This is a genomic window from Streptomyces sp. NPDC005393 (genome assembly GCF_040606675.1).
Lineage (GTDB): Bacteria > Actinomycetota > Actinomycetes > Streptomycetales > Streptomycetaceae > Streptomyces.
Genome location: NZ_JBEXFG010000013.1, coordinates 64,500 through 74,708, shown reverse-complemented (window position 1 = coordinate 74,708; position 10,209 = coordinate 64,500). Strand labels below are relative to the sequence as shown.

Here is a 10,209-nt window from a genome sequence, read left to right as displayed (position 1 = left end):
GCAGGTGCCGCAACCGCCGTTGTGCGGGCCCTTGTTCTGGTCGACGGCGAGGCTCCACTTGATCCAGCTCTTGCCCCAGTTGCGGGTGTAGTCGATCAGGTTGTGCATGTCCTCCTTCTGCTGGTTGAGTTGGGATCGGTCTGCCCGGCCGGTACGTCGTCGAAGGTGTAGCCGAAGCGGGCGAGGTCGGAGCCGCCCAGCGGGTTCCGCAGGAAGCTCACGCCGATGCCGTCGGTGGGCGAGAAGAGCTTGCGCATCACCTGGTCACGGGTGCTCCGGCTCAGCGCGCCGCTGCTGTTGAACAGCCATGCGGCGGTGTCCCTGAACGACGCCCCGGCGCCCGAGAACTCCTGGTATGTCGTGGACTCGTTGACGGTGACATTGCCACCGCCGCCGGGGGGCGAAGGTGACGGGCGTCTACTGTTCCAGGCCCTTCACGACGGTGCGGCCGTCGGAGCCGGAGGTGGTGGATCGAGCGGGAGCGGTCGTACGAGGTGGTCCTGCTCTATCCGGTGTCCGAGGCGCGGGCGCGCGACGCGCGACGCGCGATCGAGCGGATTTGCACGGCGTACGAGCGGGGGTACGAACAGGAGTCCGTGGCCCGGGCCGACGCATCGGCCCGGGTGGAGGTCTAGGCCGTGGCCACGCCCCTGGCGCGGCTAGCCCTGTTCGACGATCGCCCGGACCGCCTCCTCGATGGGCGTCTCGCCGTTGATGAGCTCCAGGGTGCGGCGCGCGGTGCGGGGCTCGTCGAGGAGTGCGACCAGCACCACCGCCACGTCGTCGCGCGTGACCTCGCCGCGCCCCGTGTGCTCGGCCAGGTTCACCAGGCCCGTGCCCGGGTCGTCCGTGAGCCGGCCCGGCCGCAGCACGGTCCAGTCGAGGTTCTTCCGGGCCCGTACGTCGTCGTCCGCCGCGGCCTTCGCGCGCAGGTAGGCCGCGAAGACCGGGTCCGTACCGGGCGGGGGCTCGCGGTCCGCACCCATCGAGGACACGATGAGGTACCGCCGGACCCCGGACCGTTCGGCCGCGTCCGCGAAGAGCACCGCGGCCGCGTAATCGACCGTCTGCTTGCGTTCGATGCCGCTCCCGGGGCCCGCGCCGGCGGCGAAGACCGCCGCGTCAGCGCCCTCCAGATGCTTGGCGACGTCCTCGACCGTGGCCTGCTCCAGGTCGCACACGACCGGTTCCGCGCCGGCCGCCAGCAGATCGCCCGCCTGCTCGGGTTTGCGGATGATGCCCGCCACCTCGTCGCCCCGCGCGGTGAGCAGCCGCTCCAGCCGCATCGCGACCTTTCCATGTCCACCAGCGATGACAATGCGCATGATCCCGACCGTACGCCGGATGTCCTAGGGCTGCTCGTCGCCATCCTGCGACCGGGTCTGGCGCGGCAGGTCGAGGGCCACCGCGGCGGCCGAGTCGCAGTACTCCCGCACCGCGCTGGTCCGGGCCACCATCCGGCCCTCGTGGACCACGACCCGGCTGTACGCGAGCGAGAGCACCCCCGCGAGACCGTCCCCGCGCACCGCGAGCAGCTCGGCCGGGAACCCGGCCTCCACCCGTACTTCGGGCAGCCCCATGGCGGCCCGTGCCCGGCCGCACACCGCCTCGTACGCCTCTTCGGGGCGCAGCCCGCCCCGCGACGCCAGCAGGAAGGCGGCCTCCAGGGGGTCGCCCCGGCCCACCGGGTTCACGGCGTCCCGCAGCGCGCCGCTGCCCGCGGCCACCCGGACACCCGCCGAGCGCAGCAGCCGCACCGGCGCCCAGCCGGTGCCGTGCGAGCCCCGCGCGCCACGGTCCTCCAGACCGGCGCAGTCGCCCTGGGGCAGACAGACGACGGTGACGCCGGCCGCCGCGAGCCGGTCGGCGATCCGCGCCGCCACATCGCGCGGCAGCCGGGACAGCCCGCCGCAGGGGCCGATGGTGACGCCCGGCCGCAGCCCGCCGGCCATCGCCGCGAACCGGGCGAGCCGGGCCGGGTCGTCACCGTCCGTATGCAGGTCGACGGCGCAGCCGTGGCGGGCGGCGAGGTCCAGGACGGCCTCGGCGTGGCCGGTCGGGTCGGGGTCGAGGTCGGGGCAGCCGCCGATGACCGCCGCGCCCATCTTCACCGCGTCGCGCAGCATCGCGAGCCCGTCCGCCCCGGCGGCGCCGGTCAGCACCCGGGGCACCGCCACCGCATGGACGTCGATGAGCCCGCGCAGCGCGATGCGCGCCTGGAGGACGGCCTCCAGGGAGCTCAGCCCGTGCACCCCGCTGATGCGGACGTGGGTGCGCAGGGCGGTCGCCCCATGGCCCAGGTGGAGCAGCGCGGCTTCCGTAGTACGGCGCTGGATGTCCTCGGGGGCGTACGGGACCGGGCCCGCGATCTCGGCGGTGAGGGCGGTGTCGCAGTGGGCGTGCGGTTCGGCGGGGGCGGGGAGCAGCAGATAGCCGCCGAGGTCCAGCCGGGTGCCGGTGCCGGGGGAGAGGCTGCCCGCCGTGCCGACCGCCTCGATCCGCCCGCCGCTGAGCCGTACGTCCACGGTGCGGCCGTCGGCGAGCCGGGCGCCGCCGAGCACCAGCGCGGCGGGCCCGGGGGCCGCGCCGTCGTTCCTGGGGGGCTGCTGCGGCTGCTGCTGCGGCTGGCTGTCGGGCATCGCACTCCTGGGGAATCGCAGGGCGTACGCGGGGCGCGAGGGGGCGCGTGACGGGTGCGTGCGCAGCGAAGATCGCGCGGCGCGATCCGAGCCTAGGCCGCGGTGGGGGCGGCTTCGCGGAGGAGCGCATTAGTCGTACCGGTGTGGTGCCTGAGCAGACGGTGACGGTGCGCCGATACGGATTTCACCTTCGGCGGCCGACCGTGTAATGTCTTCATCGCTCGCCCCAATAGCTCAGTCGGCAGAGCGTCTCCATGGTAAGGAGAAGGTCTACGGTTCGATTCCGTATTGGGGCTCTGATGTGTGAGGTTTCCCGTTCGACTACAGTCGGGCGGGAGGCCACTCGCATCGCAGCGGTGTAGCTCAGTCGGTAGAGCAAGCGGCTCATAATCGCTGTGTCACCGGTTCAAGTCCGGTCACCGCTACTGACAGTAGCCGATTGTGGGGTCTGTCCTTCGATCGGCTACTCTTTCTGCGTTAACCCCATCCGTTCGTCAAGGAGCACTCACGTGGCTGCCACAGACGTCCGCCCGAAGATCACGCTGGCCTGCGTGGAGTGCAAGGAGCGGAACTACATCACCAAGAAGAACCGGCGCAATGACCCGGATCGTCTTGAGATCAAGAAGTACTGCCCGCGTTGCAACGCGCACACCGCGCACCGCGAGACGCGATAGCAATAAACTTTGATTCGAGGCCGCCCCCACTCGCGGGGGGCGGCCTCGTTTCGTTGGTAATTCAATCGCAGGAGGTGCGAGGCGATGGCGCTCGACCAGTCGTTCGTGGGGCGGACCTACCCGCCCACCGCCCCGTATGAGGTCGGCCGGGAGAAGATCCGCGAATTCGCCGAGGCGATCGGCGACCCCAATCCGGTCTACACCGACCCCGAGGCGGCGCGCGCGCTCGGCCACCCGGATGTCATCGCCCCGCCGACCTTCGTCTTCTCGATCACCTTCAAGGCGACCGGCAAGCAGGTCGTCGAGGACCCCCAGCTGGGGCTCGACTACAGCCGGGTGGTCCACGGCGATCAGCGGTTCGAGTACACCCGGCCGGTGCGCGCGGGCGACCAGCTCAGGGTCACCTCGACCATCGACTCGATCAAGTCGCTGGCCGGCAACGACATCCTGTCCGTCCGCGGCGATGTGCATGACGAAGCGGGCGATCATGTGGTGACGTCGTTCACGACGCTGGTCGCCCGCGCCGCCAAGGCGGACGAGGGCGCGGCGCACGAGGTGCCGGCACAGGCGGAGGAGAGCGGATGACGGCCAAGGTCAGTTACGACGACGTGGAAGTCGGCACCGAGGTACCGCTGCGGGAGTTCCGGGTGAACCGCGCCGATCTCGTGCGGTACGCGGGTGCGTCGGGCGACTTCAACCCGATCCACTGGAACGAGAAGTTCGCCAGGGAGGTCGGCCTCCCCGACGTCATCGCGCACGGCGCGTACACCATGGCCGAGGCGGCCCGCGTGCTGACCGACTGGACCGGCGACCCCGGGGCCCTCGTCGAGTACGGCGTCCGCTTCACCAGGCCGGTCGTCGTCCCGAACGACGACAAGGGCGCGGTCATCGAGATCGGCGCCAAGATCACCGCCAAGCTGGACGACGAGGCCCGTACGGTGCGCCTCGACATCACGGCGACGAGCGCCGGCCAGAAGGTGCTGGGCAGGGCCCGCGCCGTGGTCCGGCTCGCCTGAGCCCCGTCGTACGACGCGTGCCGCCGACCCCCGGACCCGCGCCGGGGGCCGGCTGCCCCCAAGGCCGCCCCAAGGCCGCCCCGAAGAGCCCCGGGGGCGCACCCGTACTCTTGAGCGCGTGCAGGAACTCCACGACGCCCCCCTGGCCCCGCTCACCACGTTCCGCCTCGGCGGACCGGCGACCCGGCTGATCACGGCCACCACCGACGACGAGGTGGTCGCCGCCGTCCAGGAGGCCGACGCGACCGGCACCCCGCTGCTGGTGATCGGCGGCGGCAGCAATCTGGTCATCGCCGACAAGGGCTTCGACGGCACCGCCCTGCACATCGCGACCAGCGGCTTCACTCTCGACGGCAGCCGCCTGGAGCTCGCCGCGGGCGAGAACTGGTCGGCCGCCGTGGCCCGTACGGTCGAGGCGGGGCTCGCCGGAGTCGAATGCCTGGCCGGCATCCCCGGATCCGCCGGCGCGACCCCGATACAGAACGTCGGCGCGTACGGCCAGGAGGTCGCCGCCACGATCACCGAGGTGGTCGCCTACGACCGCCGCGCCGACGCCGTCGTCACGATCCCGAACGCAGACTGCGCCTTCTCCTACCGCCACAGCCGCTTCAAGGCCGACCCGGACCGCCATGTCGTGCTGCGGGTCCGCTTCGAGCTGGAGGACGCGGGCGGGATGTCCTCACCGGTCCGGTACGCCGAGACCGCCCGGGTGCTCGGTGTCGAGGTCGGGAACCGGGTGCCCGCCGCCATCGCCCGCCGGACCGTCCTGGGCTTGCGCGCGGGCAAGGGCATGGTGCTCGACCCCGAGGACCACGACACCTGGTCCGCGGGGTCCTTCTTCACCAACCCGGTGCTGACGCAGGACGCGTACGCCGCCTTCCTCGCCCGGGTCGCCGAGCGCCTCGGGCCGGACACCGCGCCGCCCGCCTTCCCGGCGGGGGAGGGGCGCATCAAGACCTCCGCCGCCTGGCTGATCGACAAGGCGGGCTTCCCCAAGGGCTACGGCACCGGTCCGGCCCGCATCTCCAGCAAGCACACGCTCGCGCTCACCAACCGGGGCGAGGCCACGACCGAGGATCTGCTGGCGCTCGCCCGCGAGGTGGTGGCAGGGGTCGAGGAGGCGTTCGGGGTGACGCTGGTCAACGAGCCGGTGACGGTCGGCGTCAGCCTCTGAGCACACCGTCACGTGGGGGCACACCGTCACGTGCGAGTGTGTAGTTCACCCCGCCAGCCACCCGTCGATGTCGTCCAGCAGCCGCCGCCGGACCTCCTCCGGCGCGGCCGACGCCCGCACCGACTGCCGGGCCAGCTCGGCCAGCTCGGCGTCCGTGAAGCCGTGGCGCTCGCGCGCCAGCGCGTACTGCGCCACCAGCCGCGACCCGAAGAGCAGCGGGTCGTCGGCGCCCAGCGCCATCGGGACCCCCGCGTCGTACAGCGTCCGCAGCGGTACGTCCTCCGGCTTCTCGTAGACCCCGAGCGCCACGTTGGACGACGGGCACACCTCGCAGGTCACCCCGCGGTCGGCGAGCCGGGCGAGCAGCCGTGGGTCCTCGGCCGCGCGCACCCCGTGGCCGACCCGCGCCGCGCCGAGGTCGTCCAGGCAGTCGCGCACGCTGGCCGGGCCCGAGAGCTCACCGCCGTGCGGCGCCGCCAGCAGACCGCCGTCCCGGGCGATGGCGAAGGCGCGGTCGAAGTCACGGGCGAAGCCGCGCCGCTCGTCGTTGGAGAGGCCGAAGCCGACGACGCCGTGGTCGGCGTAGCGCACGGCGAGCCGGGCCAGGGTGCGCGCCTCCAGCGGGTGCTTCATCCGGTTGGCGGCGACGAGCACCCGCATTCCGAGGCCGGTGTCCCGGGAGGTGGTCTCGACCGCGTCCAGGATGATCTCCAGTGCCGGGATCAGCCCGCCGAGCCGGGGGGCGTACGAGGTGGGGTCGACCTGGATCTCCAGCCACCTGGCGCCGTCGCGCACATCCTCCTCGGCGGCCTCGCGCACCAGCCGCCGGATGTCGTCGGCCTCCCGCAGACAGGACCGCGCCATGTCGTACAGCCGCTGGAAGCGGAACCAGCCGCGCTCGTCGGTCGCGCGGAGTTTCGGAGGTTCGCCGCCGCTCAGTGCCTCCGGCAGGTGGACGCCGTACTTGTCGGCGAGCTCAAGGAGGGTGCTGGGGCGCATGGACCCGGTGAAGTGCAGGTGCAGATGGGCTTTGGGCAGTTGCCGCAGGTCTCGATCAGCGGCTTCGCCGCGGGCACGAACGCTCTCCATCCCAAGATCCTGCCGTATCGGCCTGCTCCCCGGAAGCCACTTTCGCCGAACCGGAGGGTTCCCCGAAAACGCGTGCGGGGCCCCGAAGGGCCCCGCACCCGCTCGTTCCGGAATCCGGGCGACGCGTCAGTCGCGCGCCTCGCCCAGCAGCTTCTGGAGCCGCGAGACGCCCTCGACGAGGTCCTCGTCGCCCAGCGCGTACGACAGGCGCAGATAGCCCGGCGTGCCGAAGGCCTCACCCGGCACCACCGCGACCTCGGCCTCCTCCAGGATCAGTTCGGCCAGCTCGACGGTGTTCCGCGGCCGCTTGCCGCGGATCTCCTTGCCGAGCAGCCCCTTCGCCGAGGGGTACACGTAGAACGCGCCCTCCGGCTCCGGGCACTCCACGCCGTCGATCTCGTTCAGCATGCGCACGATCGTGCGGCGCCGGCGGTCGAACGCCTCGCGCATCGTGGCGACGGCGTCGAGGTCGCCGGAGACGGCGGCGATCGCGGCGGCCTGAGCGACATTGCTCACATTCGAGGTGGCGTGCGACTGCAGGTTGGTCGCGGCCTTCACCACGTCCTTGGGGCCGATGGCCCAGCCCACCCGCCAGCCGGTCATCGCGTACGTCTTGGCGACACCGTTGACCACGATGCACTTGTCACGCAGCTCGGGCACCACCACCGGCAGCGAGTGGAACTCCGCGTCGCCGTAGACCAGGTGCTCGTAGATCTCGTCGGTGAGCACCCACAGCCCGTGCTCGGCCGCCCAGCCCCCGATCTCCTCGATCTGCGCCCGGGAGTAGACCGCCCCGGTGGGGTTGGACGGGGAGACGAAGAGCAGCACCTTGGTGTGCTCGGTGCGGGCCGCCTCCAGCTGCTCCACGGAGACGCGGTAGCCGGTCGTCTCGTCGGCCACGACATCCACCGGGACGCCGCCGGCCAGCCGGATCGACTCCGGGTAGGTGGTCCAGTACGGCGCGGGGACGATGACCTCGTCGCCCGGGTCCAGGATCGCGGCGAACGCCTCGTAGATCGCCTGCTTGCCGCCGTTGGTCACCAGGACCTGGGCCGACTCGACCTCGTAGCCGCTGTCGCGCAGGGTCTTCGCGGCGATCGCGGCCTTGAGCTCGGGCAGCCCGCCGGCCGGGGTGTAGCGGTGGTACTTGGGGTCGCGGCACGCGGCCACCGCCGCCTCGACGATGTAGTCGGGGGTGGGGAAGTCCGGCTCACCGGCGCCGAAGCCGATCACCGGGCGGCCGGCGGCCTTGAGGGCCTTGGCCTTCGCGTCGACGGCGAGGGTGGCGGACTCGGAGATCGTGCCGATGCGGGCCGACACCCGCCGGTCGGTCGGGGAATGTACTGGGTGAGTAGCAGCGGTCATATCTGCATCGTCGCAGACCGGGGAAAGGGGCGGCAGGCGGGTTTACGGACGCTTCGGGCGCTTCTCGTTCGACGCCCGGCCGACAAGCACGTACACTCATGCGTCGTTGGCCGCTCAGCAGCCGTTCCGCCTTGCACACTCCGTGCAGCCGGGTGGATGCGGTAGGTTGGGGGTGCCGCGAAGGGTCGTAGCTCAATTGGTAGAGCACTGGTCTCCAAAACCAGCGGTTGGGGGTTCAAGTCCCTCCGGCCCTGCTACACGCACTGAGGTTCAGGGTGCGTGCTGGCGTACGCAAGGACAAGCACCGCTGTGCGGCCGGGCCGGACGCGGCACGGCCACGACCCGGATTCAGGTGAGGATGAGTGACGGAAGCCCTGGGCTCCACCGCGACGCCTGAGAGCGGTCGTCCTGAGGACGAGGTGGCGACCAAGAGGGGCCGCCGTGGTGGCAAGCGCGCGAAGAAGGGGCCCTTCGGCCGACTCGCGCTTTTCTACCGACAGATCGTCGCTGAGCTGCGCAAGGTCGTCTGGCCCACCCGCAGTCAACTGTCGACGTACACCAGTGTGGTGATCGTCTTCGTGCTGATCATGATCGGCATCGTGACCGTGATTGACTATGGGTTTAACAACGCCATCAAGTACGTCTTTGGCTGAGACCCCGCGAAAGGGCGGCCGCTGTCCCGGCGTCGCCTCTTCGCACGTTCCACCCCTTGAAGCCAGGAAGAAGCAGCCACCGTGTCTGACCCGAACCTGAACGATGCCGCCGAGCCCGTCGAGTCCCGTGAGGACGAGCTCGACATCGTCGAGGCGGCGGATTCCGACCAGGCTGAAGCAGCCGACGCCGCGGTGGGCGAGCCCGCCGAGCAGGCCGCGGTCCACGTCGAGGACGAGGCTGCGGCGGAGGCCGTCGAGGCCCATGAGGCCGGTGCCGAAGAAGAGGCCGAGGAGACCGAAGAGGCCGTCGAGGCCGCGGTCGACCCGGTCGAGGCCCTGCGTGAGGAGCTGCGCACCCTCCCCGGTGAGTGGTACGTGATCCACACGTACGCGGGCTACGAGAACCGAGTGAAGACCAACCTGGAGCAGCGCGCCGTCTCGCTGAACGTCGAGGACTACATCTTCCAGGCCGAGGTGCCGCAGGAAGAGGTCGTCCAGATCAAGAACGGCGACCGCCGCACCGTCCGCCAGAACAAGCTCCCCGGCTATGTGCTGGTGCGCATGGACCTGACGAACGAGTCGTGGGGCGTCGTCCGCAACACCCCCGGCGTCACCGGCTTCGTGGGCAACGCGTACGACCCGTACCCGCTGACCCTGGACGAGATCGTCAAGATGCTCGCCCCCGAGGCCGAGGAGAAGGCCGCCAAGGCCGCCGCCGAGGAGGGCGGCCTGCCGGCGCCGAGCCGCAAGGTCGAGGTCCAGGTGCTGGACTTCGAGGTGGGCGACTCGGTCACGGTCACCGACGGCCCGTTCGCGACGCTCCAGGCGACGATCAACGAGATCAACGCCGACTCGAAGAAGGTCAAGGGCCTGGTCGAGATCTTCGGCCGCGAGACTCCGGTCGAGCTGAGCTTCGACCAGATCCAGAAGAACTGACACCGTCGTACAAACGCTTCCGAACAGGTCAGACAGGCTCTTGCGGCCGGTCTGACCTGCTCGGTTTTAAGGCGCACGGCTATACCCGTTATCGTTGTGCGGTATGCCTCCATCCGGATGATCCGGTTCGGAGGCGATCTACCTCTCACAAGGACCCGGAGAGAGCATGCCTCCCAAGAAGAAGAAGGTCACGGGGCTGATCAAGCTCCAGATCCAGGCCGGCGCCGCGAACCCGGCCCCGCCGGTCGGCCCCGCGCTGGGTCAGCACGGCGTCAACATCATGGAGTTCTGCAAGGCCTACAACGCCGCGACCGAGTCGCAGCGCGGCATGGTCGTGCCGGTGGAGATCACGGTCTACGAGGACCGCTCCTTCACCTTCGTCACCAAGACCCCGCCGGCCGCCAAGCTGATCCTCAAGGCCGCGGGCGTGGACAAGGGCTCCGGCGAGCCGCACAAGACCAAGGTCGCCAAGATCACCCGCGACCAGGTCCGCGACATCGCCACCACCAAGATGCCCGACCTGAACGCCAACGACCTGGACGCCGCCGAGAAGATCATCGCCGGCACCGCCCGCTCCATGGGCATCACGGTCGAGGGCTGACACTCCCCTCGTAGCACCACCGTGGGAGGGCCACGCGCCGGCCCGGACCACGAACTCCACAA

11 protein-coding genes, 3 tRNA genes and 2 pseudogenes are annotated in these 10,209 nt (G+C 70.8%); 11 read left to right on the top strand and 5 right to left on the bottom strand.

Features of this window, described 5'->3' with window-relative positions:
* Window positions 1-128: 128 nt before the first annotated feature.
* Window positions 129-471: pseudogene (locus tag ABZS71_RS14265) on the bottom strand (glucosylceramidase); the annotation flags it as partial.
* Between ABZS71_RS14265 and ABZS71_RS14260 the strand changes: the two are divergent.
* A pseudogene (locus tag ABZS71_RS14260) lies at window positions 471-635 on the top strand (DUF3574 domain-containing protein); the annotation flags it as partial. The pseudogenes ABZS71_RS14265 and ABZS71_RS14260 sit on opposite strands and share 1 nt — an antisense overlap.
* A 24-nt stretch (window positions 636-659) precedes the next feature.
* Here the strand turns inward: ABZS71_RS14260 and ABZS71_RS14255 are convergent.
* Complete coding sequence (locus ABZS71_RS14255; RefSeq protein WP_355843391.1) at window positions 660-1,325, bottom strand: NAD(P)H-binding protein; 666 nt, start codon at window positions 1,323-1,325, stop codon at window positions 660-662.
* Between the two features lie 24 nt (window positions 1,326-1,349).
* Window positions 1,350-2,639, bottom strand: a complete 1,290-nt coding sequence (locus ABZS71_RS14250) for a hydrolase (protein ID WP_356209902.1) — start codon at window positions 2,637-2,639, stop codon at window positions 1,350-1,352.
* A gap of 223 nt (window positions 2,640-2,862) precedes the next feature.
* Between ABZS71_RS14250 and ABZS71_RS14245 the strand changes: the two genes are divergently transcribed.
* The 6 genes from ABZS71_RS14245 to ABZS71_RS14220 all read left to right on the top strand — a co-directional run bounded on the left by ABZS71_RS14245 (window position 2,863) and on the right by ABZS71_RS14220 (window position 5,503).
* Window positions 2,863-2,935: transfer RNA gene (locus ABZS71_RS14245), tRNA-Thr, on the top strand.
* Between the two features lie 56 nt (window positions 2,936-2,991).
* Window positions 2,992-3,064: transfer RNA gene (locus ABZS71_RS14240), tRNA-Met, on the top strand.
* Window positions 3,065-3,148: 84 nt separating this feature from the next.
* Window positions 3,149-3,313: a 50S ribosomal protein L33 gene (gene rpmG, locus ABZS71_RS14235; RefSeq protein WP_355843385.1), complete on the top strand. Its 165-nt coding sequence runs from the start codon at window positions 3,149-3,151 to the stop codon at window positions 3,311-3,313.
* A gap of 84 nt (window positions 3,314-3,397) precedes the next feature.
* Complete coding sequence (locus ABZS71_RS14230) at window positions 3,398-3,898, top strand: MaoC family dehydratase N-terminal domain-containing protein (RefSeq protein WP_355843382.1); 501 nt, start codon at window positions 3,398-3,400, stop codon at window positions 3,896-3,898.
* Window positions 3,895-4,329, top strand: a complete 435-nt coding sequence (locus ABZS71_RS14225; protein ID WP_355843379.1) for a MaoC family dehydratase — start codon at window positions 3,895-3,897, stop codon at window positions 4,327-4,329. Before ABZS71_RS14230 ends, ABZS71_RS14225 begins: the two co-directional genes overlap by 4 nt.
* Before the next feature lie 52 nt (window positions 4,330-4,381).
* Window positions 4,382-5,503 carry a UDP-N-acetylmuramate dehydrogenase gene (locus ABZS71_RS14220; RefSeq protein WP_356209999.1) on the top strand — a complete coding sequence of 374 codons (1,122 nt, stop codon included), beginning with the start codon at window positions 4,382-4,384 and terminating at the stop codon, window positions 5,501-5,503.
* A gap of 45 nt (window positions 5,504-5,548) precedes the next feature.
* On the opposite strand, the gene ABZS71_RS14215 is transcribed toward ABZS71_RS14220, so the two are convergent.
* Together ABZS71_RS14215 and ABZS71_RS14210 are read right to left on the bottom strand one after the other, a co-directional pair.
* The gene (locus tag ABZS71_RS14215) at window positions 5,549-6,592 is read right to left on the bottom strand and encodes an adenosine deaminase (RefSeq protein ID WP_356209899.1); all 1,044 of its coding nucleotides are present in this window, start codon (window positions 6,590-6,592) and stop codon (window positions 5,549-5,551) included.
* Between the two features lie 126 nt (window positions 6,593-6,718).
* Complete coding sequence (locus ABZS71_RS14210) at window positions 6,719-7,957, bottom strand: pyridoxal phosphate-dependent aminotransferase (protein ID WP_356209896.1); 1,239 nt, start codon at window positions 7,955-7,957, stop codon at window positions 6,719-6,721.
* A 181-nt stretch (window positions 7,958-8,138) separates the two neighbouring features.
* On the opposite strand from ABZS71_RS14210, the gene ABZS71_RS14205 reads away from it, so the two are divergent.
* From ABZS71_RS14205 to rplK, 4 genes are all read left to right on the top strand, one after another.
* Window positions 8,139-8,211 (top strand) — tRNA-Trp (locus ABZS71_RS14205).
* 108 nt (window positions 8,212-8,319) lie between these two features.
* On the top strand, window positions 8,320-8,610 hold the full coding sequence (gene secE, locus ABZS71_RS14200; protein ID WP_355843370.1) for a preprotein translocase subunit SecE: 291 nt from the start codon (window positions 8,320-8,322) through the stop codon (window positions 8,608-8,610).
* An 81-nt stretch (window positions 8,611-8,691) separates the two neighbouring features.
* Window positions 8,692-9,546 carry a transcription termination/antitermination protein NusG gene (nusG, locus tag ABZS71_RS14195; protein ID WP_355843367.1) on the top strand — a complete coding sequence of 285 codons (855 nt, stop codon included), beginning with the start codon at window positions 8,692-8,694 and terminating at the stop codon, window positions 9,544-9,546.
* 166 nt (window positions 9,547-9,712) lie between these two features.
* Complete coding sequence (gene rplK / locus ABZS71_RS14190; RefSeq protein WP_004941595.1) at window positions 9,713-10,147, top strand: 50S ribosomal protein L11; 435 nt, start codon at window positions 9,713-9,715, stop codon at window positions 10,145-10,147.
* The last annotated feature ends 62 nt before the right edge of the window (window positions 10,148-10,209 follow it).

Bases quoted from the DNA above. Each gene is read 5' to 3' on its own strand.
- ABZS71_RS14225 (WP_355843379.1), top strand. From the start codon at position 3,895: ATGACGGCCAAGGTCAGTTACGACGACGTGGAAGTCGGCACCGAGGTA.
- ABZS71_RS14215 (WP_356209899.1), bottom strand. From the start codon at position 6,592: ATGGAGAGCGTTCGTGCCCGCGGCGAAGCCGCTGATCGAGACCTGCGG.
- ABZS71_RS14255 (WP_355843391.1), bottom strand. From the start codon at position 1,325: ATGCGCATTGTCATCGCTGGTGGACATGGAAAGGTCGCGATGCGGCTG.
- ABZS71_RS14210 (WP_356209896.1), bottom strand. From the start codon at position 7,957: ATGACCGCTGCTACTCACCCAGTACATTCCCCGACCGACCGGCGGGTG.
- ABZS71_RS14230 (WP_355843382.1), top strand. From the start codon at position 3,398: ATGGCGCTCGACCAGTCGTTCGTGGGGCGGACCTACCCGCCCACCGCC.
- rplK (WP_004941595.1), top strand. From the start codon at position 9,713: ATGCCTCCCAAGAAGAAGAAGGTCACGGGGCTGATCAAGCTCCAGATC.
- ABZS71_RS14250 (WP_356209902.1), bottom strand. From the start codon at position 2,639: ATGCCCGACAGCCAGCCGCAGCAGCAGCCGCAGCAGCCCCCCAGGAAC.